The organism is Halomonas sp. AOP22-C1-8, from assembly GCF_052378905.1.
In the GTDB taxonomy this organism is placed as follows: domain Bacteria; phylum Pseudomonadota; class Gammaproteobacteria; order Pseudomonadales; family Halomonadaceae; genus Vreelandella; species Vreelandella citrativorans.
Genome location: NZ_JBQSYD010000024.1, coordinates 29,968 through 54,083 on the forward strand (window position 1 = coordinate 29,968; position 24,116 = coordinate 54,083).

Genomic DNA, 24,116 nt, shown 5'->3' on the forward strand with positions numbered 1-24,116 from the left:
ACCTAGGGCATTTCGCCACCTAGGACTTGCGTCGGATCAATTTAGTCGACCGGCACTTTCAACATCGGGTACAAATGGCAGGGTTGCAAGCCTCACCAACAAATTTTTATCAACCCTTTCAATTTGCGGCTTCAATATCACTCATTAACGGGTGTTCGCACTCACGTGCATACTCATTAACCTGATGACATTTGGTCTCTGCAATGTCTCGCGTAAAGACACCACAGGTCGCTTTTCCTTGGGTATGCACCGCCAGCATCGTTTGCACCGCTTTTTCGCTATCCATACTGAAAAATTCTTGCAGCACTTCAATAACAAAATCCATGGGCGTGTAGTCGTCGTTATGCAGCACGACCTTGTATAGAGGCGGTTGCGCTAAAGCGGGCTCAGCAGACTGAGTCGCTACATCCCCATCATCAGGCATTTCGGGCCGCGTCATGCCAGCCATCGCATATGACATTGCGGTTACATCAACCGTCGTCATACCGAACATTGTCATATCAAACATTGGAATAGACATAGATCGCACTGTTGGTTCTCTCAAGACGCATAAAACGACCTAGTCGGAACGACTCCACCTTTGCAGCCGCAAGGGTAACCCGTCAAAGACTATGACGCTTAAGTTCTACAAGGGTTCACATGGCATCCAAAATATCATACTTCAAAAGTCAAAAACCCCCGTTCTTTATTGGAACGAGGGTTTCGCTTTCACGCCCCCATTAACGAGGGCATTTTGGCCTTAACCTTTTGCCACCACGGCTAACGCATCGTTTAACGTTTTGCTCGGGCGCATGGCTTGGCTTGCCAGCTCACCGTTCGGACGGAAATAGCCCTGAATATCAACGGCTTTTCCTTGAACATCGTTAAGTTCTGCAACGATGGTTTGCTCATTGGCTTCCAGCTTCTCGGCCAACTTAGCAAACAGTGCTTTCAGTTCAGCATCGTCATTCTGAGCGGCCAGCGCTTCTGCCCAATAAAGCGCCAAGTAGAAGTGGCTACCACGGTTATCAAGCTCACCTACCTTACGTGAAGGCGACTTGTTGCTATCCAGGAACTTGCCGTTGGCTTCATCAAGCGTTTTCGCCAGCACGGTGGCACGTGCGTTGCCGAAGGTGCTGCCCAGGTGCTCAAGCGATGCCGCCAGCGCAAGGAATTCGCCCAGTGAGTCCCAACGCAGGTGATTCTCTTCCAGGAACTGCTGAACGTGCTTGGGAGCACTACCGCCCGCGCCAGTTTCAAACAGACCACCACCATTCATCAGCGGAACGATAGACAGCATCTTCGCACTGGTGCCCAGCTCCATGATCGGGAACAGGTCGGTCAGGTAGTCGCGCAGTACGTTGCCGGTGACAGAAATGGTGTCTTCGCCTTTGCGGATACGCTCAAGCGATACGGCCATGGCATCGACCGGCGCCAGGATACGAATATCCAGGCCGTTGGTATCGTGATCCTTAAGGTACGCTTCTACCTTTTTGATCAGCTGTGCATCGTGGGCACGATTAGCATCCAACCAGAAAATAGCCGGAATGCCGCTTTCGCGCGCACGCGTCACCGCAAGCTTCACCCAATCCTGAATCGGTGCGTCTTTAGCCTGGCACATACGCCAGATGTCGCCCGCTTCAACGTCATGACTAAACAGCGTATTGCCGTTTTCATCGGTAACCACTACGGTGCCGTCGGCATCGATCTGGAAGGTTTTATCGTGGGAACCGTACTCTTCGGCTTTTTGCGCCATCAGGCCCACGTTAGGCACGCTACCCATCGTGGTCGGATCAAACGCGCCGTGCTTTTTGCAATCTTCAATCACGGCCTGGTAGATCGTCGCGTAGCAACGATCCGGAATAACCGCTTTGGTGTCGTGCAGTTGGTCGTCAGCGCCCCACATTTTACCGGAATCACGAATCATCGCCGGCATGGAGGCATCGATGATCACATCAGAAGGTACGTGAAGGTTGGTAATGCCCTTGTGGGAGTTCACCATCGCCATCGGCGGACGCTCTTTATAAAGCGCTTCGATATCACCTTTGATAGCGTCTTGCTGGTCACTTGGCAGCGACTCAATGGCACTGTAGAGATCGCCAATACCGCTATTAGGGTTAAAGCCAGCTGACTTCAGCGCATCGGCGTGCTTTTCAAGTGCGGCTTTGTAGAACTCTTCAACCACGATGCCAAACATGATCGGGTCGGAAACCTTCATCATGGTGGCTTTCAGGTGGAGAGAGAACAGCACGTTGCGCGCCTTGGCATCGTTGATTTCGCTGTCAATAAAGCTGCGCAGGCGGCGGCTGCTCATGGAGGCCGCGTCAATCACTTCGCCTTCAAGAACGGCCAGGCCTTCTTTCAAGACCGTTTTAGTGCCATCTTTTTGCTGCAGTTCGATCTTGAGCTTGCCCGCTTTTTCCATGACGGCGGATTGCTCGCTGCCGTAGAAGTCGCCTTCGCTCATGTGAGCCACGTGAGACTGAGAGTCGCTGCTCCACTCGCCCATGCGATGCGGGTACTTGCGCGCGTAGTTCTTGACCGACTTCGGCGCACGGCGGTCAGAGTTACCTTCACGCAGCACCGGGTTTACCGCACTACCCTTGGCCTTATCGTAAGCCGCCTTGATAGCTTTTTCTGCGTCGTTTTTAGGCTCTTCCGGGTACTCCGGCAGCGGGTAGCCTTGGCCTTGAAGCTCTTTGATCGTGGCTTTCAGCTGCGGGCCAGAGGCGCTGATATTGGGCAGCTTAATAATATTGGCTTCAGGCGTAGTCGCTAACTTGCCAAGTTCTGCCAGGTCATCACTAACGCGCTGCTCGTCGTTAAGCAGGTCAGGGAACTGGGCCAGCACACGTGCCGCCAATGAAATGTCGCGTGTCTCGACTTCAATCCCGGCCGGGTCTGTAAAAGCATCGATAATCGGTAACAGGGAATATGTCGCGAGCGCAGGGGCTTCGTCGGTGAGCGTATAAATGATCTTCGGCGTTTGGGACATTTTTGCGTTAACCTCTTTTCTCTGTCGCTTTAGTTATAAAATACTAAGCTACGCGGCTCATTCGACGATAGACCGTGCCGCGAAGCGCGCTAAGCAGCTCAATCTGGCTGCCTTGATATCACTTCGGTGGTGTTGACGACGACTCCAGCGGTCACGCAGGAGTATACCAGCGCTGCACTTTAACCGCATGAGAGATTGTCGACAAATCCGGCGCAAGATGTAAGAGACGTTATGAGCAGCCTATATTTACTCCACAAACCCTACCGCATGCTCTCCCAATTTACCGATAACGAAGGGCGAGCTACCCTTGCCGATGTTATTAAGGTGCCCGGTGTTTATGCGGCTGGACGACTTGATTATGACTCTGAAGGTCTCCTGTTACTCAGTGATGACGGCGCGCTCATCCACCGAATTGCGCACCCTCGCCACAAGCAACCCAAAACCTATTGGGTACAGCTTGAAGGCCAGGTCGACGACACCGCGCTTAATGCGTTGCGGGCCGGGATTACCTTGAAGGACGGCCCTACCCGCCCTGCCAAAGCTCGACTAATAGCGCCACCGGCACTTGCTCCCCGCGAACCGGCCATCGACCCCAAGCGCCACCCCTCCACTAGCTGGCTGGAACTGACCATTAGCGAGGGCCGCAACCGCCAGGTACGCCGGATGACCGCCCACGTCGGGTTTCCCACGCTACGCTTGATTCGTGCCTCGATAGGCGCCTGGCAGTTGGGTGATTTACAGCCTGGTGAATGGCGCAAGGAAACCCTGCATGCCCCAAGGAAGGCGCCAGGTTCCCAGCGCTCGGGCAAATCGCCTGCCTCGCGCCAGCGAAAGCCCTCATGAGCGCTACTCGAAGCAGTGCCATTCACAGTACAGCCGCCTGTGTTATTCAACGTCACGACCGCTTTTTACTGGTTGAAGAAGCCAAGGGCGGCCCAACTACCGTTTTTAACCAACCGGCGGGGCATATAGAGTTGGGCGAAGGCCCCATGGCGGCAATCGTACGGGAAGTGCAAGAAGAGACGGCCTGGCAGGTGACGCTTACGGGCTATTTAGGTCTGTATGTTTTTCACGCAAAGAGTGGCCAAACCTTTCACAGCCACGGGTTTCTTGCCGAGCCGCTTAAGCAGCTAGACACCCCACTGGACCGTGACATTGTGGCGACCCACTGGCTAACGCTTGACGAAATTCACGCCTTAAAAGACGCAAACCGCTTAAGAAGCCCCTTGGTACTCAAACGCATTGAGGACGCTATCTGCGAACGCTGCTATCCATTAAGCGTCATTCAAGAGTGAAGCACTCGAAGCACCAACCCCCCATCGTGTATAATCACCGCCCAATTGCATACCACTTCAACCGAGGATGCCAATGACATCCACCAATGGCTCGCCCACTACCGAGGCGCCCGCCGCAGGCAAAGTAATTGTCGGCATGTCGGGTGGCGTCGATTCGTCTGTCTCCGCTCTTATCCTGCAGCAGCAGGGTTACGAGGTGGAAGGCCTGTTCATGAAGAACTGGGACGAAGACGACGGCACTGAATACTGCACGGCAAAGGAAGACCTTGCCGACGCCGAAGCAGTATGTGCCAAGCTGGGCATCAAGCTGCATACGGCCAACTTTGCCGCCGAGTACTGGGATAACGTGTTTGAGCACTTCCTGGAAGAGTACAAGGCCGGGCGTACGCCCAATCCCGACATCCTGTGCAACCGGGAAATCAAGTTCAAGGTGTTTCTTGAGTACGCCGAAATGCTGGGCGCCGAGAAGATCGCCACCGGCCACTATGTGCGTGAAGGACGCGTTCGCCAAGGCACCAGTGGTGTTCGCCCGCGCCTGCTTAAAGGGCTGGACGGTAACAAGGATCAGAGCTACTTCCTGCACGCGGTGCCCGAAGCGGCTATCGCCCGCACGCTATTCCCGGTGGGTGAGCTGGAAAAACCCGCCGTTCGTGCACTTGCCGAAGAACACGACCTGATCACCGCTAAAAAGAAAGATTCCACGGGTATCTGCTTTATCGGCGAACGGCGCTTCCGTGACTTTTTACAGCAGTATCTACCCGCGCAACCCGGCAAGATTGAGACGTCTGAAGGCGATGTAATTGGCGACCACATGGGGCTGATGTACTACACCCTGGGGCAGCGCCAAGGGCTGGGGATTGGCGGGCTGGCCAACTACTCCGAAGACCCATGGTACGTAGCGACAAAAGATTTAGAGCGCAACGTACTGGTCGTGGTACAAGGCAAGCATCATCCGCTGCTTTTTTCGGATACGCTGGCCACCGAGGCCATGGACTGGGTCGCAGGCGAACCACCCGCAGCGTCAGGCCGGTTTACCGCCAAAACCCGCTACCGGCAGAGCGACTGCCCCTGCGAAATGCGCACGTTGCCCGATGGCGGCGTTGAAGTGACGTTCGATGACCCGCAGTGGGCGGTGACGCCCGGCCAATCGTTGGTACTTTACGATGGCGATATCTGTTTGGGCGGCGGCGTTATTCGCGCGACATGGAATGCCACGGAGACTGCCGCATGAGCACCCCCACTCCCATTCACCGGGCGCCTGACTCACCCGCTATACGCCAGGCACTTGCCCTGGCCGGTGTGTTTCAAGCAGCCAGCCTGGTGGATGAGCTAGCGCGCACCGGCCAAGTGGATACCCGCTCCTGGGACACGCTGATTGAAGCGACCGTGGATACCAACCCGGAAAGCTTTGAAGCAATCTATGGCGGCCACCCCAACAACCTGCGCCGTGGCCTTGAAACGCTTGAGGCGCTGGTAGGCCGTAAGCAGGCCAACCCGGTAGTGCTGCGCTACGGTTTTACGATTTTACTGGTCATGAATAAGCTGCGCACCAACAACGACATGATGGATTCTCTGGGCCAGCACCTTACCCGTATTCAGGGTCAGGCCGAACACTTTAGCGCTACCCATGAAAACGTCATCTCAAGCCTCGGCGAAGCTTACAAGGAGACGGTTTCCACGTTTAAAACGCGCATTGTAGTGCAGGGTGATCCCTCGTTACTGCAAAGCCGTATGATGCCGGAACGCGTGCGTGCCTGCTTATTGTCAGGCATTCGATTTGGGCTCTTATGGCATCAGCAGGGTGGACGCCGCTGGAAGTTGATTTTTCAGCGCAAAGCTCTGCGCCGTGCGCTGGATAGCCTCGGTTAACGCTTTTAAATGGCGGATATTGCGCCTCTTTACTTTTTCCCGACTCACCTGTTCTTGAACTACTTGGAAACGATGCCATGCAACTCTCCGCTTTGACTGCTCTCTCTCCTGTTGACGGTCGCTACAGCGCCAAAGCGTCCGCGCTGCGCGAACACTTCAGTGAATTTGGCCTGATACGCGCCCGCGTAATTGTGGAAGTACGCTGGTTGCAGCGCATGGCGGAGCACCATCAAATCGTTGAAGTGCCGTCTCTCTCCGCCGAGGCGACCGCCTTTCTTGAGCAGTTAGTGAGTGAATTTTCGATTGCTGATGCCGAACGTATCAAAGAGATTGAGCGGACGACCAATCACGATGTGAAAGCCGTCGAGTACTTCCTGAAAGAGAAAATTGCTGGCAACGCCGAATTGAACGCAGTGACCGAGTTCATTCACTTTGCGTGCACTTCGGAAGACATCAATAACCTTTCTTACGGTGTAATGCTGGCCGATGGCCTTAAAGCACTGTTGCCCACCATGCACGAAGTAGCCGATGAAGTGGCTAAGCTCGCAATTACCCACGCTGCTCAGCCAATGCTCTCGCGCACCCACGGCCAAACGGCAAGCCCCACCACGCTTGGCAAAGAGATGGCTAACGTGGCCTACCGCTTAAAGCGCCAGCTCAAGCAGATCGAACGCGTTGAAATTTTGGGTAAAATCAACGGCGCCGTTGGCAACTACAATGCTCACTTAACCACCTACCCCGACATCGATTGGGAAGCCAATGCGCGCACCTTCGTCGAAGGGCTGGGACTAAGCTTCAACCCCTACACGACGCAAATTGAGCCGCACGACTACATTGCCGAGCTGTTCGATGCGGTATGCCGTTTCAACACCATTTTGATCGACTTTGATCGTGACGTTTGGGGCTATATTTCGCTGGGTTACTTCAAGCAGCGCACGGTTGAAGGCGAAATCGGCTCGTCTACGATGCCGCACAAAGTTAACCCTATCGACTTTGAAAACTCGGAAGGCAACCTCGGCCTGGCGAACGCCGTGCTTGCTCACCTGGCGCAAAAACTGCCCATTTCCCGCTGGCAACGCGACTTGACCGACTCCACCGTGCTGCGCAATTTAGGTGTAGGTTTGGCATATGGCCTGATTGGCTATCACGCCAGCTTAAAAGGCATCAGCAAACTGGAAGCCAACCCTGAGCGCTTGGCCGCCGACCTGGATAACAGCTGGGAAGTGCTGGCCGAGCCAATTCAAACCGTTATGCGCCGCTACGGTATTGAAAAACCCTACGAAAAACTTAAAGAGCTGACACGTGGCAAGCGTATTGATCAGGCAGGCTTTGCCGCCTTCATTGATACCCTTGAGCTGCCAGACGACGTTAAAGCAGCGCTTAAAGAGCTCTCCCCGGCAAGCTATATTGGTAATGCACAAGCGCAAGCTGAAGCACTTACTCAACGCCTGGGCAGCTTGTCATAAGCGCTGCGGCCACTCAATTAGGATACCGCCATGAGCCAACACGATAAGCCACTTACCCTGCTGGGCGATTTAACGCCCGAGGACTTCCTGGCCCACTACTGGCAACAGAAACCGCTGCTGATTCGTGGCGCTATACCTGACTTTCTAAGCCCGATTGATCCTGATGAACTGGCGGGCCTTGCTTGTGAACCGGGTGTAGAAGCGCGCCTGGTAGAAGAAAAAGGCCCCGACAGGGCCTGGCAGGTTTCTCATGGCCCGCTTGATGAAGCTACGTTTGAGCGCCTGCCTGAAGGCCACTGGAGCCTGTTAGTGCAGGCGGTTGACCACTATGTACCGGCGGTTGCTGCGCTGATGGATGAATTCGACTTTCTGCCACGCTGGCGGTTAGACGATATTATGATCAGCTATGCACCGCCAGGTGGCAACGTCGGCCCGCATATCGACCAGTACGATGTCTTTTTACTACAAGCCAGCGGTCACCGCCGTTGGCAGCTGGGGGGTAAGCAGTCCGATGACGCCCCGATTATTCAGGGCATTGACCTGCGTATCCTGGAAACCTTTGAGGTTGAACCAGACTCAGACTGGACATTGGCACCAGGCGATATGCTGTATCTTCCGCCGGGTTGGGCACATCACGGCGTCAGCCAGACCGATGACTGCATGACGATTTCGGTAGGCTTTCGCGCACCCTCTGCCGATGAGTCCATTACCTCTTACGCGGATTACCTGGGCGAGCAGTTGCCCGCGTCAAAGCGCTACAGCGATGCGGGCATGGCACCCGCAAGCCAGGCCGGCGAGCTGGATGATGCGGCTATCGAGCGCATGCGCCAGTTTATGCTGTCAACGCTGGACAATCCTGAGCAAATGGCGCAGTGGTTTGGCCGTGTGATGACGCAACCCAAGTACATGGATCAGGTCGCTCCGCTGGAGTCGCCGTTGGATGAAGCAGCGCTGGTTGCGCACCTGCAAGCGGGTGAGCCGCTTTTTGCAATGCCCGGTTCACGCTTTGCCTGGCGCAGCGATTCGCGCGGTACCACGCTGTTTGTCGATGGCGATGGTCATTCCTGCTCTGAAGCACTTGCCAAGCGCCTATCAGAATCGGCTCCCTTCTATGAAGACGTTCTTGAGCTTGACGGTGCGGCGGCGTTACTTACCCAGTTGGTTAACACTGGCAGCATGGGCTTTATGGATGAAGAAGAGGACGAAGAGTAGATCCAGCACCTACCCAACGTCTCTCAATATTGAGCACCAAACGCCATCTTCGGATGGCGTTTTTTATGGGCCGGTGACGCGCCTGACGAAAAACGACTACACAAACACGCCATTTTGTTAACCCTCTGTCGTCAAGTTACAACCCCGTCTGCCTCCAAGTGTCAATTGTTGAATCCCTCCTTGTCGTCAATAGTTATTGCACTGCAGCGCTACCAGGCATCTCTGCCTAGACAGAAACCACGCCTTACGGCCGGTAGACGCTGATAACGTTTTCGCAAGCGCAGCACAAACACAACCTTGCGAAGTGCTGTTTAACCCTGGAGGAATTGCTCATGTCTGGACTACTCAACGATATTAAAGCCATCGCTCAATTACGTGAGGCCCAAAGCGGCAAGTGGGAGGCAATTAAGCCTGAACATGCAGCGCGGATGCGTGCTCAAAACCGTTTCCATACAGGGCTCGATATTGCGCGCTATACCGCCAAGATAATGCGCAATGATATGGCTGCCTACGATGCCGATACGGCACAGTACACGCAGTCGCTAGGCTGCTGGCACGGTTTTATTGGTCAGCAGAAGATGATCTCCATCAAAAAGCATTTCGGCACCACCAAGCGCCGCTACCTCTACCTTTCGGGTTGGATGGTCGCTGCCCTACGTTCCGAATTTGGCCCCCTGCCCGACCAGTCCATGCATGAGAAAACCTCGGTCGCCAACCTGATTGAGGAGCTTTACACCTTCTTGAAGCAGGCCGATGCCTGGGAGCTTAATCATCTTTTCCGCGCGCTGGATGACGCAAAATCCAGCGGTGACAGCGCCAAAGAGCAGGAAGTCATTAGCAAAATCGACAATTATGATACTCATATCGTGCCTATTATTGCCGACATTGATGCCGGTTTTGGTAATGCGGAAGCCACCTATCTGCTAGCGAAGAAGTTTATTCAAGCCGGCGCATGCTGCATTCAGCTCGAAAACCAGGTGTCCGACGAGAAACAGTGCGGCCATCAGGATGGCAAGGTCACGGTTCCGCACGAGGATTTTCTAGCCAAAATTAACGCGGTCCGGTACGCGTTTCTTGAGCTCGGCGTGGAAGATGGCGTTATCGTTGCTCGTACGGACTCGCTGGGCGCTGGACTGACCCAGAAGATTGCTGTGACCCATGAGCCAGGCGACCTCGGCGATCAGTACAACAGCTTTCTGGATGGTGACGTTATCGAGAATGCTGCCGATATCAATAATGGCGATGTGGTTATCAAGCAACACGGCAAGCTGGTCAAACCCAAGCGTTTGGCATCAGGCCTTTATCAGTTTAAAGCTGGATCGGGTGAAGACCGCGTCATTCTTGACTGTATTACCAGCCTGCAAAATGGCGCCGACTTGCTGTGGATTGAAACGGAAAAGCCCCACGTTGGGCAAATTGCCAGCATGGTCAACCGTATCCGCGAAGTGGTGCCCGATGCCAAATTGGTTTACAACAACTCGCCCTCTTTCAACTGGACGCTCAATTTCCGCCAGCAGGTGTTCGATGCCTGGCAAGCCGAGGGTAAGGATGTGTCCGCCTATCAGCGTGACAAGCTAATGAGTGTCGAGTACGACACTACCGAGCTTGGCCAGTTGGCGGATGAATGGACGCGCAATTTCCAGCGTGACTCATCCCGTGAAGCGGGTATTTTTCACCATCTTATTACGCTGCCCACCTACCACACTGCGGCGCTTTCAACCGACAACCTGGCCAAGGGCTACTTTGGTAAAGAGGGTATGCTGGCCTACGTACAAGGTGTTCAGCGAGAAGAGATTCGCCAAGGAATTGCCACGGTAAAACATCAAGATATGGCAGGCTCTAATATTGGCGATGACCATAAGGAGTTCTTCCACGGCGACGCAGCGCTTAAAGCGGGCGGCAAAGATAATACAATGAACCAGTTTGGCTAATGTAGCCGTACCCGCACTCCACGACGAAGTATCTTTATCTCAGGAGGCTTTTTAGCCTCCTTTTTTTATTGTTAGATATGCACACTGTTTTCTTATTCTCTGTCTACACTGGGATTTACGGCCTTTTGATATTCTCTGGTCTTAATTAGTCAATTCAGTTACTTTTTATAAACATTGCACTACCCTTGAAGCACCTGATTATACTTTTTTAAGCTGCATACCTTGGAGGTTTTAATGAAACGTTTACTACCTGTTGCTGCGTTAAGCATCCTGACCTTGGCCGGGTGTGCCAACACTGCCCCCTATTCAGGTGATGTGTATCGCGGCAACCAAGCTAAAACCAGCCAAAGCGTTACTTATGGAACCATCGTAGCGGTAAGGCCCGTACAAATTCAGGCAGATAGCCGTGCGGGAGGCTTGCTGGGTAGTGGCGGTGGCGCCATTATTGGTGGTCTGTTGGGTAGCCAAGTGGGTGGCGGTTCAGGTCGTCAGTTGGCAACTGTTGCCGGCGCTCTGGGTGGCACGATTGCGGGCACCGCTGCTGAAGACCGCGCCAACCGCATCAGCGCACTGGAAATGGAAATCCGCCTTGATGATGGCAGCGACGTGGTGGTGGTACAAGGAGCGGATCACGCCTACCAGGCAGGCCAGCGTGTTCGCCTGATCGGTAGTGGCTCAAACGTAAGCGTCGCTCCGTATTAATAGCGCTTCGCCGATAGGCTCGGGTTGATAGGTCTCAGGCTTGTCGCCAGGTAAGATGAACATTTACCACGTTAAGTGAGCTATTCGTTTTAACGCAAAAAAATGCCCGGCTATCTTTAGCCGGGCATTTTTATGTTCATAGCGGCAATGACATTCGCCGCTTGATAGCTTAATTAGTGTGACATATTGCTCGCCCAACCGGCCAGTTTCACAATGACCCAACCAACCAACGCCAGCAAAATAGTCACAAGCAAAATATCCACCGGACGAACCAGCGTTGTTGCGCCTAATACAGCCAGCGTCGTTACCCACAAGTAGCGATTATCGCCGTGGCTTTTCATCACGCCAGGCAAAAGCCGGTCCAGGCCTTGGCTGAGGCCATTGCTCCACTTCTGATTGGCAAAGTAGGCAATCAGGACAAATGCAATAAGCCAAATAAAGAAGATTGTCATGCAAGCTCCAGTGAATGTGATCTTAAAAAGGGAAAAGTTGTTGGCTTAGAGTATCCCCGGTGACTGCAAGGCGCAACACCACTATTAACGATCAGGCGTAAAAACCCGGTTTACCCCCTGACAAGCCACGCCTCACGCGTTACCATATTGGGACATGCACTCACCGAAAGGTTATCCAATGCAAATTGCGCAAAACTCGGTTGTCGCGTTCCACTATACCCTGACCAACGATGAAGGTGAGGTGCTCGACAGTTCCGAAGGCCGTGAGCCGCTCACGTATCTTCATGGCGCTGGCAACATCATCCCGGGCCTGGAGAAAGAGCTGGAAGGCCGCGCAGCGGGCGACAAGCTGAACGTTAAAGTATCCCCCGAAGAGGGCTACGGCGAAGTCCAAGAGCAGCTGGTACAAGAAGTACCGCGTGATGCTTTTCAGGGCGTTGAAAACATTGAGCCGGGCATGCAGTTCCAAGCCCAGACTCAAGGTGGCCCGCTAATGGTGACCGTTAAGAACATCGAAGGCGATACCGTCATCGTTGACGGCAATCACCCGCTGGCAGGCCAGCAACTTAACTTTGACGTTGAGATTGCAACCGTACGTGAAGCAAGCCAGGAAGAAACCGAGCACGGCCATGTGCACGGTGAAGGTGGCGTTGAGCACTAAGTGCCCACGTTTGCTAAAAAGGCAGCCTGCGGGCTGCCTTTTTTATGCCTTCATTAAAGGCAGCAACGGCGCTCGAAACAGCACATTCCTAGCGTGATGGTTAACGTAACCGTTAACAGAATCCACGAAGCCCAGGTCACACCAAGCCAGCCAGCTCCCTGCCAAAAAGGCTCCAGCCAGAAGCCACCGAGACTTGCGCCCACGTAATAAAACACCAGGTAAAGGGCTGACGCACTGCCACGCGCGCCTTGGGCATAACGCCCCACCCAGCTGGACGCCAGTGAGTGCGTTAAGAAAAAACCAAACGCATTAATCGTTAGACCGACAATAATTAGCACCAGCGAATCATGCAGAGTGACGGCGGTACCTGTCATCAGAATCGCCACGCCTGCCATCATGCAAGTAGCCGGAGACGTGCGCTCGGCCAGTCGGCCAGAAATAGCCGATGCAAAAGTGCCACCCAAATAGGTCAGGAAAATCAGCCCCAGCCCGCTCGCTGCCAGCGCATAAGGTGTAGCGGCCAAGCGAAAGGTGATGTAGCTATATTGATTGATAAAGATAAGAAAATTGATGCCGCCCAGGCAGTAGGCTGCAAGCAGCACCGGGTTGCGCAAATGCCCGGCTAGGTCTACCAGCGCGCGGCGAAGCTGAAAACGCTTGGGCTCAAACGCATGGCTATTAGGCAATAAGCGCCAAAATACTGCGCAGCCAACCAGCGTCATCGCCCCAACCACAATAAAGGAAGCGGAGGGCCCACCTATCTCCGCGACGGCCCCCCCTACGACCCGACCGCTAATACCGCCTAGCGTATTGGCACCAATATAGAGCCCTACGGCGCTTAGCAGCGCAGACTTTTCAAAGGCATCGCCCATCCAGGCAATAGCAACGGCGGGTAGGCCGCCTAATACAAATCCCTGAACCAAGCGAAGCAGTAGCAGACTTTCAAAGTTCGGAGCAAATGCCAGCGCCAGCGAACAGCCCCCCGCCAGCAGTAGCGTGATACGCATAATGCCTTCACGGCCTATCGCATCGGAAAGCGGTCCAAAGACCAACAGGGACAAGGCAAGCGACAGCGTAGCAACCGACATCAGCAGGCTGACGCCTAAGGTAGACACCTCGTAGGCCGTTTTAAGCTCGGGCAGTAACGGTTGAGGAACATACAGATTAATAAATACCAGAAATGACCCTAAACACAGGGCCATTGTTGCTCGCCACCAAGCACGTGTTTTGGCTTCAATCATGCCATTCCCAGGAGTAGACAACTTGCGGGGCTGGAAGCGAAACGCCAACAGCCCTGCCCCTTCACGGAGTGAAGTTACTGCCTAAATAAGCAAGGTTGGTGGGTTCCAGCGCCCGACGCGACTGCCAGTAATAACGCTGCCAGTAGCTGTTATCCAAACTGGAAATGATGACGCCTTGTGAGGTAGAGGCATGTAAAAAGTAGCCATCTCCGACATAGATCCCCACATGATTATAACGCCCTGGCGGACGGAAGAAAACCAGATCGCCCGCCTGCAGCTCTTGGCGGTCGATCGAGCGTCCCTCATGTATCTGGCCCGAAGTGGAACGGGGTAGTTCTAAATTAAACGTATCGCGATAAACATTACGTACCAGCGCCGAACAGTCGATTCCTCGTTCTGACGTCCCGCCGATGCGGTAAGGCGTCCCCGACCATCGCTGGTGCTGTTCCAGTAGTGCCTGACGCACCAGAGTCGATGGCGGTGTCTGAAAACTACGTAACTGGTCTAACGAATTACTGACGGGTGACATCTGAGGACTAACGCCTTTCGCCATTCCTGGCAGCGTCATCGAGAAATAGTCCTCGGGCGGCTCGATAGATTGATGCGAAGAGCCTGCACAGCCAGCCAGAAAAGCAATGACAACACAAACACTTACAACACGGACAGCGGTCACAGCGGGGTGTGGCAACGCAACCATGCGATTAACCTCGTACTATTATGGTGAAGGTAGGGTAATTAACACGCGTTAAACTATAAGCTAGACAATGCATGGTTGGCGAGCCTCAATGTAATGTTCGTGAATCACCGGGTAAGGTGTCGATATGCAGCGGCGCAAAATGGCGCGGTTTATTACCCGGAAAATCGAGGCTTGCCCAAGGGCCCGCAAGGATCGGTGCACCGCACACCCAAGCCACCATGGCTTGACGAAACCCGGCTAAAAAGCTGTCACGTTCGGGCGTTTCACCCATAAAAAACGAGAATCCAGCATACATTCCTGCGGCGTACTCTTGCCAGCCAGCATAGTGATCAGCCGCCAAATGGTACGCACGGTCCAGCACCTCGGCAAATGCCTGACTTTCCAGCCAACCCAACTGCCGGGCAGCGATCGCCAAATCGACAAGCTGAGCAATATCCCATGCGGCCATGTCAACATCATTACAGCTATCTTCATTACCCTGCACACGCCGTAGGCGAAGCAGATGGTGGCGATCTTCTTCGGCACAGTCACCCGATTCCAGAATCGCGATTTCGGCCTCTAGACGCTCCGGGTTCAGAGTATAGGGCGCATAGTTGATCTGATACTCCTGGCGGTCGCCAGCTTCCAACATAAAGGTTAGAAACTCTTGCATATCGGCGGCACTGCTCAAGTGATAGTGACTCTCCACCCACTCTTTAATGTCCGCGCACTCGCGCGCGCTTTCTGGCTGAGGCTCACTCCACACGGCACTATTAAGCGGCCCAACCAGTGACATGGCCGTAAAGTGGGTAAGCGTTGGCCGTCCGCCTGGCTCGCACCAGGCATCGGGGCGCCAATCCAGCCAGTAAAAGAGGCTCCCGGGATCTTCCAGGTGCCAAGCGATCTCATTAATTAGCGAGGTATGCTCAGGCTCCGGCAAGCAGCTTTCCCAGGCAAACCAGGCTTCCAGCAACCGTTTGGGGTTAGGGTAAAAACGGCACAAGCAGCTACGCAGTTCACGGGCATAAGCAAGCAGCGGCTCACGCTCGAATAAACCGCTATCCAGCGACATGTGCAAATAGAAGGCAAACTTTTCCGCCATATGGATCGTTGCCGCATGACGGCTGACACCCTTCACCGCATTACGCTGCTTCAACTCGTCTGACGCGGGCTGACCAAACAGCGTGTGTGATGGCGGCAACACGCCGTGCACCGCATCGGCCGCTAACTGATTAAGATGATGTGCCTGGGCAGGCAGCCAGTAACGGGCCAGAACAGCAGGGCCCTCATCCGCATGCAGGCCAAGCGACTCTTGAAGGTAAAGCGCGGCATCTGCTCGACGCTGCTCGGCAATGGGTGCGCCGGGGTTTAGCTGGCGCAGCATGACATCGGGTTCACGTACCCCCGCTAACGCCAGCAGCCAGTGATGGGACGTATTGCGCCACGCTTTGACACGCTGCTGTGATGCTTGGCGACTCGCTTCATTCAACAGCGTAGAGGGCGGGCAGGCCCATGGGCTATGCGCTGCGTTGAGCAGTAAGACGTGATGAGGGTTAGGCGTCATATCGCGTCGGTCGACACCCTCAAAAAGGCTCTGACCGCGCATATAGGCTTTTAGAATAGCGCGCCAGTCGTGGTAGCGATGATTCATCAGGTCCGCTGCGTGGCATGCAAGATCATCCGCTTCTGCCTGGCTTAACCAACCACAGCAAGCACCGGCCCAGGCAATCTCCACCAGCCGCAGCCAGTCCCACGCGGCCCACTCAAGCGGCTCGCCTTGGCTTACAAACGCGTTGAGGACACCCGCGTAGGGCGAGTCTTCTATTTCATCCTGCTGCCAAGCAAGCCGTTGGGCGTTATCCATCCCCAGCAGCTCACGAGCTTCAATATCCCAGCGCTGACGCTCTCCCTGAGCGCTCAGCCATAGCGCCACTTCGAGTAGCTGCTCGCGGTCATTGATCTGCCAAATGCGCTCAAGCCATTGGTCGGCTTCCGGCCAATCGGCTCGGCTTGCGGGGTAGCTAATAACGGGGCGAAACAGCGCACATAAACGCCACACCTGCGCTTCTGCCGCCTGGGGCCATAACGGCGCCGGCGCGGGCAACTGTGCCAGCGTATGTTCAAGCCTTTGCCAGGTAATCCCTTCGTCTTCGCTTTCCAGTGCTGAGAGTGCCTGGCAGGCGTCAATAAAACGATCATCCGCGCCGGTTTCCCAGCCCTTGGCGCCCAGCACCCGGCGCAACTCTGAAAGCCAGCCGCGTAAATCGCTGTAGTCAGCGGTAATACGGCGGATAACATGGTGCGCCCAGGCATGAGCCTGATCGGCATTTAACCACCCTGCTGCCCCGGCCAACGCCGACCACTCAAGCGCGCCCAATAAGCGGTCTGCTTCTCCTGTCGAAGCGCCTAACGCATGAAAAAGCTGTTCGGCCAGCTCGTTACGGCTGGTAATACCCAGTTGCAGCAAACGCTGCTCAGCAGCTTGCGTATCCACCGAGAGCGGATGCGGGGTAAATGCCCAATCACACAGCACCAGCTGTTGGGCCCACCAAGCGTTTAACGCGTCGACCAAGAGACACCTCGAAACAAAAAATCTACCAGCAGTGCGCTAGAGCAAAGCGCCTTAGTGTAACGGAAAGTGGTGGCAAGACCGATAGCTAAACTGGCCGATTGGTGCAAAACGACACTGCCCGACACAAGGCCGGGCAGCAAATGATATCGAACCAGTGCGCCGCTTAAGCACGACGTCTTTTATTTAACACTACGCGCTTCGCACTTTACTAATAACCCACAGCAGTACGACAGCCCCTACCGTAGCGGTCACTAGCGAGCCAATAAAGCCGCCCGCCTGCAAGCCTAGCAAACTAAACAAAAAGCCACCTAACACGGCCCCAACGATACCCACACCGATATTGCCCAGGATGCCGAAACCGCCGCCGCGCATGATATTGCCAGCGATCCAGCCAGCCAAACCACCAATAATTAACCACGCAATAAAGCCCATAGTGCCTCCTTGATATCCACTTTTCAGGGTTTTACCTATGTCTCTTACCTGCCAACCTAGGCGTTTTACCTACTCATTATGCTTGTCCTACCATAGCACACAGCGCGACAATCCTGCCTGATTTGATACACGCCCTTTTAAGGAACGCTCATGACCCCTGATTCACTCGTAACTCTTATGGCTAGCGTAGACGGCCAGCAAATAGCGACGTGGGAAGGACGCAATGTCGCTCTTTTCAATATGCCCTGGGGCGAACTTGCCATTAGCCTACAAGGTGCTCAAGTGCTTCACTTCAAACCTGCCAATGATACCGGCTGGCTTTGGGTAACACCGACACCGCCCGCAACGCCCGACGTTATACGCGGCGGTATCCCATTATGCTGGCCCTGGTTTGCAGACGAGCGCTACGCCGACGAAAGTCCTGAACGCGACGGCCCATTCCACGGTTTGGCTCGCCAAGCCAGTTGGCGGCTGGACGCTGTTGATGAGCACGCAGAGGGAATTGAGGTGCACCTTTCTCCCGAGCACCCTCTGCACAACCAACTCACCGCACGCGTGGTGGTTCAGGCCAACGCGCAGCGCTTAAATGTTGAGCTTATCAGTGAAAATATCGGCGATACGCCGGTTAAAACCAGCGGTGCGCTGCACACCTATTTAGCCGTTGATGACGTGCATCAGTGCCGTGTGGAAGGTCTTGCGGGCGCCCGTTACCTGGACAAACTGCGTGATTTTGCGGAGTCCGAGCAACAAGGCACGCTGGCTATCCGTGGCGGCGTCGACCGAATTTATCACAGCAATGAAGCCGTGCTTCTACATGATGGCGTGCGCCGCTTGCGCGTTGCCAAGCAGTCAAGCGATTCAACCGTGGTGTGGCACCCCAGTGCGAACCCTCCCGGCGACACACCTGCTGACGCCGCGCGCCATTTTTTGTGCATTGAAGCCGCCAACACACGCCTTGACCCGGTGTGGCTGGTGCCAGGCGCCCAGCACCTGCTGGGGACAACGCTAAGTCGCGGTTAATGCACGGTTCATCAACCCTTGGCTATGCTATTCACTATGCTAGCAACCACGTTAGCCATTACGTTTGCAACGCCGCCAGCCACTAATGTTCGCTCACTACGTGAGCCGCTTACGGCCACGGCCCCATGACTTCTGAATTCAGGATTAACAAAAGGAACGCCAGGATGCGCCAGCCGTTAAGCCGCGAACTGAGTAACTTACTGGAACGAGGCCGAGACCGTCAGCTGCGCTTAGCGGTAACGGGGCTATCACAAGCGGGCAAAACGGCGTTTTTAACCTCGTTGGTGAACCAGCTACGTCATGCAGGCGTCGAAGCAAGGCTGGATTTACTGCCCGCCGCCCGGGATGGCCGCTTACTGGGCGCACAGCGGCTTAATCAACCCGATCTTGGCGTTCCCCGCTTCCCCTACGACCCGGGCATGGCGGCGCTGCGCGATACGCCACCGCGCTGGCCCGAACCGACACGGGGCATCAGCGAATTACGCCTGCAGTTGCGCTATCGACCTGCGCAAAGCGGCTGGCTGTCGCCGGATATCGCCCATCTAACGCTGGACCTGTTTGATTACCCAGGCGAATGGCTGCTCGATTTACCGCTGCTGCAGCACGATTTTTACAGCTGGTGCCAGGCCCAGCCCTTGTTGGAAGGCGAGCAGCGGCGCGCACTCTTCAGCGAGTGGTTAGACGCGGTGAAATCTTTAGACCCCGCCTCGGAAGCGGACGAAGCGCAACTGGCGCACTTGGCTGACGCCTATGCACAAGGGCTTCGTCGTGCCAAGGCGGCGGGCTTTTCGGACCTTCAACCGGGGCGTTTTCTGCTTCCCGGTGAGCTGGCAGGTGCCCCGGTACTGCAGTTTTTCCCTCTGCCCCATCTTGATGCCTCCAGGGAAATGCTCAACAGCCTGCCCCAAAGCAGCCTTTACGCCACGCTTGCTGCCCGTTTTCGCTACTACCAGCAACAGGTAGTGAAGCCCTTCTATCGTGATCATTTCAGGCGTTTTGATCGTCAGATTGTACTGGTCGATGTACTGGGTGCACTGAACGCCGGTCCTGAACGGTTTGAGGACCTTTCCCGTGCACTGCGTCAATTAATGCAAAGCTTCGACTACGGCAAACGCAGCCTGCTATCGCGGCTATTCGCACCCAAAATTGACCGCTTGGCCATCGCCGCCACCAAAGCGGATCACGTAACGCCAGACCAGCACAGCCATGTTGTACAGTTACTGGAAGCGCTGCTAGCCGAACCGCTGAAGGATTTACGCTTTGCCAACGTGCCGGTAAAAGCGCTGTCGCTTGCTGCTATTCGGGCCACCGAGGCACGCGAAGTATTGCAAGATGGAAAACGCTCCTCGGCACTACGCGGCACGACGCTTGAGGGCGAAGACGTGCTGGTTTACCCTGGCGATGTCCCGTCCCGCCTGCCCAATGCCGACTTCTGGCAGCACCAGGGCTTTGACTTCCCCAGCTTTCGACCCATGCCATCGGCATCGGATGCACTGACACATATTCGAATGGACGCCGCCATTGATTGGCTGATTGGAGATAAACTCGCATGACCGACCCACAGCCACGGCGTAATTTTCGCCTGCACGATACGCCCGACACGGCTACCGAGCAGGAAACCCGCCTACGCCAGCAGCAGCGCTTTGAAGCAACCGACGATGACCAGCCCCTTATAACGGCGGCCGAGGAACAGGCGTTGCCCGCTACCAGCCTGGGCGCCCCACGCAAACGCCGCTGGGGATTAATGTTTGCCTTGGCAGGTGGAGCCACGCTGGGCATCATCGAACTGGCCACCGGCATTCCCGATGCACTTTCCCAGTCAGCGTGGATGAATTTGGCGTGGCAGCTGTTTGGCATCAGCCTGATTGGCTTAGGGGGCATGTCACTGATCAGAGAACTCGGCCGATTAAGGCGTCTGAAACGCCATGATCGGCTGCGTAGCGATTTAGCTGAACTGCCCCAACGCTCGCCCCATCAGGCAAAGAAAATGGCCGAAGCGCTTCGCCAGCAATTAAAGCTTTCAGCGGACGATCCCCACTGGCAAGCGTTTGAGCGCGCCTGTGAGCCGCATCATAACGGAGAGGAAGTTCAGGCGCTGCTGCGCCACCACTTGTTGGCACCCCGCGATCGTGAGGCGCAGCGTCTGATAACCCGTATGTCGGGGGAAACCGCCATTATGGTGGCAATCAGCCCCCTTACGCTGGTGGATATGGCGCTGGTAGCCTGGCGCAGTCTCGCCATGGTCGACAGGTTATGCCGGCTTTACGGCCTGGAACTTGGTTACGCCAGCCGCTTACGTCTGTTTAGAAATGTGTTGCGCAACATGGCGTTTGCAGGCGTAAGCGAACTCGCCGCCGATGCCAGTATGGATATGCTCTCGCTGCACCTGGCTGGCCGAATTTCCACTCGCGCAAGCCAAGGCCTGGCCACCGGGCTGCTCAGCGCCCGTTTGGGGCTACGCGCCCAACGCCTCTGCCGCCCGGTAGCCTTTATACCCGAAGAGCAACCCAGAATGGCCGACCTGCGCCAGGACCTCTGGCGTCAGATCAAACGGTTGGATAAAGAGCCTGCCCCGGCCACACGGGCCAGGGAGTAGTCACTGGCTAAGCGATTCGCTGCTCGCTCACCGCATCAAACAGAATGGCTTGTTCCATATCAATACGCAGCGCCAGGCGCGTTCCGGCGACAACCGGGCATTTAGGACCAACGCGGGCAGTAACTTCCTGCTCGCCCAGCGGCAACCGCAGCAGGATATCCGCGCCGGTCGGCTCTACCACGCTGATATGTGCGTTCAGCAGCGTGCCCTCAGCCTGCGCCGTTAGACGCACATCCTCTTCGCTAAAGTGTTCTGGGCGCAGGCCAAGAATGACCGGTTGATTAAGACGCTCATCCATACCGGGCGTCGCACGGCTTTCAGGCCAGGGAAGCAGCAGATCCATCTCACCTGGCGTTGTAATTCGCAGCTGGTAGCGGCCGTTCTCTTTTTCCAGCATCGCGCGAATAAAGTTCATGGAGGGCGACCCCATAAAGCCCGCCACGAACATATCGACCGGATTGTTATAAACCTCATCAGGGCTGCCAAGCTGCAGGATATTGCCATCACGCATGACGGCAATGCAGTCGGCCAGCGTCATTGCTTCTACCTGGTCATGAGTAACGTAAACAATCGTAGTGCCTAGGCGCTGGTGGAGCTTTTTGATTTCGGTGCGCATATCAACGCGCAGCTTGGCATCCAGGTTAGAAAGCGGCTCATCGAACAGATAGACCTTGGGCTCCCGCGCCAGCGCCCGCCCCATCGCCACCCGCTGGCGCTGCCCCCCGGAAAGCTGGGCAGGCTTGCGCTCCAGCAAGTGAGTGATTTGCAGTAAATCTGCCACGCGCTCTACCGAGGCTTCGCGTTCGGCTTTGGGCACTTTACGCATCTCTAACCCGAAGCTAATGTTCTGGCGCACGGTCATGCTGGGATAAAGCGCATAGGACTGAAACACCATGGCGATATCGCGCTCGGCAGGCGTGTTAAAGGTGACGTCTTCGCCATCAATCAAAATATGGCCGCTGGTCACCGGCTCAAGCCCGGCAATCGCGTTCATTAGCGTGGACTTGCCGCAGCCAGAAGGCCCGACCAGAATCAAAAAATCACCGGAATTAATCGAAATACTGACGTCTTTCAGCACTCGCTCGCTGCCAAACTCTTTACGAACGTTGCGAATTTCTAATGTCGACATAAAAAACACCCTGTTTTGTTATCAGGCTCTTCTCAGAACTAGCCTTTGACGGAACCGGCGGTTAACCCACGCACGAAGTATTTGCCTGCCAGTACGTACACCACCAGGGTGGGTAGCGCTGCGATCATCGCCGCTGCCATATCGACGTTATATTCACGTACGCCGGTGGAAGTGTTGACAAGATTATTAAGTGCCACGGTCACGGGCTGAGTGTTGTGGGCCGAAAAGGCCACGCCAAACAAAAAGTCATTCCAGATTTGAGTGAACTGCCAAATCACCGAGACGACGATGATCGGTGCAGAAACCGGCAGCAGGATTCGCCAGAAAATGCGGAAGAATCCGGCGCCGTCCAACTTCGCAGCCGACACAAGCTCGTTGGGAATACCCACATAAAAGTTACGGAAGAAGAGCGTGGTAAACGCAATCCCAAACACCACATGCACCAGTATCAAGCCAGCACGTGAGCTGGAAATGCCCAGCCAACCCAGGGTTTGCGCCATGGGCAGCAACACCACCTGAAAGGGAATGAAGCAGCCGAACAGCATTAACGCAAACACCAATTCGGACCCCTTAAAGCGCCATTTGGTGAGCGCGTAGCCGTTAAGGGCGCCGATGGTGGTTGAGATCAATACCGCGGGTATAACGATCGCAAAGGAGTTCCAGAAATAACCGCCGACGCCATCGCAACGCATGCCGGTACAGGCTTCTCCCCAGGCTTTTGTCCAGGGCGCGAGGGTCGGATTTTGTGGCCACGATAAAAGTGTCCCGGCGCTGATTTCACTAAGCGGCTTCACCGAGGTCATCAACATCACGATAAGCGGCAGGATATAAAACAGCGCAGCAAGAATCAGCACGCCATACAGCACACCCCGGCCCAAGCGTGCCGCGAAGGTTTGGCGACGAATGACATTATCCATGCTTACGGCTCCTTAATTCGGAGTAGAGATAAGGAATCAAAATCGCCAGCACGCCCCCGAGCATGAGCATGGCACTCGCAGACCCCAAGCCAATCTGGGCGCGATTAAACGCGTGGGCATACATAAAGGTGGCCGGTAAATCAGTCGCGTACCCAGGCCCGCCGCCAGTGAGTGCAATTACCAGGTCAAAACTTTTGATCGCAATATGCGCCAAAATCATTACGGCACTAAATACCACCGGGCGCAGGCAGGGCATTACCACACGCCAGTAAATGCGCGGCAGGCTTGCACCATCTAACTGAGCCGCTTTGACAATGCTGTCGTCGATGCCGCGCAGCCCGGCCAGAAACAGCGCCATGACAAACCCGGATGCCTGCCATACGGCAGCAATGACCAGCGTGTAGATCGCCATATCCGGGTCAATAATCCAGTCAAAGCGAAAGGACTCAAAACCCCAGCTCTGCACCATCGCTTGAATACCCAGCTGTGGGTTAAGCAACCACTTCCACACCACGCCAGTGACGATGAATGACAGCGCCATAGGGTAGAGATAAATGGTGCGCAGTGCGCCTTCCTGGCGAATTTTTTGATCCAGCAAAATGGCCAAAAACGCACCGATCACCAGACAAATGGCCACAAACAGCACGCCAAATATCATCAAGTTAGTGGAGGCAACCCACCAGCGATCGTTCGCCATTAAACGGGCATATTGACCAAAGCCTACAAAATCGTAGCTGGGCAGCATGCGCGAGCTGGTCAACGAGAGCACGAAGGTCCACAGCATAAAGCCGTAAACAAAAAACAGCGAAATTGCTACCGACGGCGCCAACACCAGGCGCGGAAGCCACGCCTGCAAACCACCAGAAGATGTTGACCGCTTGGCACCAGGCCCTAAGCGCAGCGCAGAGGTATTTTTCATGGGGAGGTAACTCTTATAAAAAGAAGTGGCTTACCCGTAAACTCAAGCGCCG

Annotated in this window: 22 protein-coding genes; 12 read left to right on the top strand and 10 right to left on the bottom strand. The window is 55.2% G+C overall.

Annotated features, from left to right (window positions below; all coding sequences use genetic code 11):
* Positions 1-118 precede the first annotated feature (118 nt).
* Together clpS and ACT3TY_RS13255 are read right to left on the bottom strand one after the other, a co-directional pair.
* Positions 119-424, bottom strand: coding sequence for an ATP-dependent Clp protease adapter ClpS (gene clpS, locus ACT3TY_RS13250; protein ID WP_087106453.1), 306 nt, complete (start codon positions 422-424; stop codon positions 119-121).
* Between the two features lie 315 nt (positions 425-739).
* A complete protein-coding gene (locus ACT3TY_RS13255) occupies positions 740-2,974 on the bottom strand; it encodes an NADP-dependent isocitrate dehydrogenase (protein WP_444628533.1) in 2,235 nt (744 codons plus the stop codon).
* A 231-nt stretch (positions 2,975-3,205) separates the two neighbouring features.
* Between ACT3TY_RS13255 and ACT3TY_RS13260 the strand changes: the two genes are divergently transcribed.
* From ACT3TY_RS13260 to ACT3TY_RS13295, 8 genes are all read left to right on the top strand, one after another.
* Positions 3,206-3,817, top strand: coding sequence for a pseudouridine synthase (locus ACT3TY_RS13260; RefSeq protein ID WP_444628534.1), 612 nt, complete (start codon positions 3,206-3,208; stop codon positions 3,815-3,817).
* Positions 3,814-4,269: an NUDIX domain-containing protein gene (locus ACT3TY_RS13265; RefSeq protein ID WP_444628536.1), complete on the top strand. Its 456-nt coding sequence runs from the start codon at positions 3,814-3,816 to the stop codon at positions 4,267-4,269. The genes ACT3TY_RS13260 and ACT3TY_RS13265 overlap by 4 nt, the downstream gene beginning before the upstream one ends.
* A 73-nt stretch (positions 4,270-4,342) precedes the next feature.
* Positions 4,343-5,500, top strand: coding sequence for a tRNA 2-thiouridine(34) synthase MnmA (gene mnmA / locus ACT3TY_RS13270; protein WP_192527801.1), 1,158 nt, complete (start codon positions 4,343-4,345; stop codon positions 5,498-5,500).
* Positions 5,497-6,138, top strand: coding sequence for a high frequency lysogenization protein HflD (gene hflD, locus ACT3TY_RS13275; RefSeq protein ID WP_087106212.1), 642 nt, complete (start codon positions 5,497-5,499; stop codon positions 6,136-6,138). Before mnmA ends, hflD begins: the two co-directional genes overlap by 4 nt.
* A gap of 77 nt (positions 6,139-6,215) precedes the next feature.
* Entirely contained in the window at positions 6,216-7,604 is a 1,389-nt protein-coding gene (purB, locus tag ACT3TY_RS13280; protein ID WP_192527802.1) for an adenylosuccinate lyase, read from the top strand.
* 30 nt (positions 7,605-7,634) lie between these two features.
* A complete protein-coding gene (locus ACT3TY_RS13285; RefSeq protein ID WP_172117186.1) occupies positions 7,635-8,816 on the top strand; it encodes a cupin domain-containing protein in 1,182 nt (393 codons plus the stop codon).
* Positions 8,817-9,148: 332 nt separating this feature from the next.
* Positions 9,149-10,747, top strand: coding sequence for an isocitrate lyase (locus tag ACT3TY_RS13290; RefSeq protein WP_172117187.1), 1,599 nt, complete (start codon positions 9,149-9,151; stop codon positions 10,745-10,747).
* A gap of 234 nt (positions 10,748-10,981) precedes the next feature.
* Entirely contained in the window at positions 10,982-11,449 is a 468-nt protein-coding gene (locus tag ACT3TY_RS13295) for an outer membrane lipoprotein (protein WP_087106221.1), read from the top strand.
* A gap of 173 nt (positions 11,450-11,622) precedes the next feature.
* On the opposite strand, the gene ACT3TY_RS13300 is transcribed toward ACT3TY_RS13295, so the two are convergent.
* Complete coding sequence (locus ACT3TY_RS13300) at positions 11,623-11,901, bottom strand: hypothetical protein (protein WP_192527804.1); 279 nt, start codon at positions 11,899-11,901, stop codon at positions 11,623-11,625.
* A 178-nt stretch (positions 11,902-12,079) separates the two neighbouring features.
* On the opposite strand from ACT3TY_RS13300, the gene ACT3TY_RS13305 reads away from it, so the two are divergent.
* Positions 12,080-12,562: an FKBP-type peptidyl-prolyl cis-trans isomerase gene (locus ACT3TY_RS13305; RefSeq protein ID WP_172117189.1), complete on the top strand. Its 483-nt coding sequence runs from the start codon at positions 12,080-12,082 to the stop codon at positions 12,560-12,562.
* Positions 12,563-12,615: 53 nt separating this feature from the next.
* Here the strand turns inward: ACT3TY_RS13305 and ACT3TY_RS13310 are convergent, their stop codons facing one another.
* From ACT3TY_RS13310 to ACT3TY_RS13325, 4 genes are all read right to left on the bottom strand, one after another.
* Complete coding sequence (locus tag ACT3TY_RS13310) at positions 12,616-13,803, bottom strand: MFS transporter (protein ID WP_193056741.1); 1,188 nt, start codon at positions 13,801-13,803, stop codon at positions 12,616-12,618.
* A 61-nt stretch (positions 13,804-13,864) separates the two neighbouring features.
* Positions 13,865-14,500 carry a C40 family peptidase gene (locus ACT3TY_RS13315; RefSeq protein WP_444628538.1) on the bottom strand — a complete coding sequence of 212 codons (636 nt, stop codon included), beginning with the start codon at positions 14,498-14,500 and terminating at the stop codon, positions 13,865-13,867.
* A gap of 85 nt (positions 14,501-14,585) precedes the next feature.
* Positions 14,586-17,051, bottom strand: a complete 2,466-nt coding sequence (locus ACT3TY_RS13320; RefSeq protein WP_444628539.1) for a DUF1266 domain-containing protein — start codon at positions 17,049-17,051, stop codon at positions 14,586-14,588.
* 189 nt (positions 17,052-17,240) lie between these two features.
* Complete coding sequence (locus ACT3TY_RS13325; protein ID WP_192527808.1) at positions 17,241-17,483, bottom strand: GlsB/YeaQ/YmgE family stress response membrane protein; 243 nt, start codon at positions 17,481-17,483, stop codon at positions 17,241-17,243.
* A gap of 150 nt (positions 17,484-17,633) precedes the next feature.
* Between ACT3TY_RS13325 and ACT3TY_RS13330 the strand changes: the two genes are divergently transcribed.
* The 3 genes from ACT3TY_RS13330 to ACT3TY_RS13340 all read left to right on the top strand — a co-directional run bounded on the left by ACT3TY_RS13330 (position 17,634) and on the right by ACT3TY_RS13340 (position 21,099).
* Complete coding sequence (locus ACT3TY_RS13330) at positions 17,634-18,503, top strand: D-hexose-6-phosphate mutarotase (RefSeq protein WP_444628541.1); 870 nt, start codon at positions 17,634-17,636, stop codon at positions 18,501-18,503.
* Between the two features lie 164 nt (positions 18,504-18,667).
* Positions 18,668-20,056, top strand: coding sequence for a YcjX family protein (locus tag ACT3TY_RS13335; RefSeq protein WP_444628542.1), 1,389 nt, complete (start codon positions 18,668-18,670; stop codon positions 20,054-20,056).
* Positions 20,053-21,099 (top strand): YcjF family protein, encoded by a 1,047-nt coding sequence (locus ACT3TY_RS13340; RefSeq protein WP_444628544.1) that lies wholly within the window; start codon positions 20,053-20,055, stop codon positions 21,097-21,099. Before ACT3TY_RS13335 ends, ACT3TY_RS13340 begins: the two co-directional genes overlap by 4 nt.
* Positions 21,100-21,106: 7 nt before the next feature.
* Here ACT3TY_RS13340 and ACT3TY_RS13345 read toward each other — a convergent pair whose 3' ends face one another.
* From ACT3TY_RS13345 to ACT3TY_RS13355, 3 genes are read right to left on the bottom strand one after another with little or no spacing between them, the layout of a single operon-like run.
* Positions 21,107-22,228 (bottom strand): ABC transporter ATP-binding protein, encoded by a 1,122-nt coding sequence (locus ACT3TY_RS13345; protein ID WP_172117196.1) that lies wholly within the window; start codon positions 22,226-22,228, stop codon positions 21,107-21,109.
* Positions 22,229-22,266: 38 nt separating this feature from the next.
* Positions 22,267-23,145: a carbohydrate ABC transporter permease gene (locus tag ACT3TY_RS13350; RefSeq protein ID WP_441679560.1), complete on the bottom strand. Its 879-nt coding sequence runs from the start codon at positions 23,143-23,145 to the stop codon at positions 22,267-22,269.
* Positions 23,138-24,064: a carbohydrate ABC transporter permease gene (locus ACT3TY_RS13355; protein WP_192527813.1), complete on the bottom strand. Its 927-nt coding sequence runs from the start codon at positions 24,062-24,064 to the stop codon at positions 23,138-23,140. The genes ACT3TY_RS13350 and ACT3TY_RS13355 overlap by 8 nt, the downstream gene beginning before the upstream one ends.
* Between the last annotated feature and the right edge of the window lie 52 nt (positions 24,065-24,116).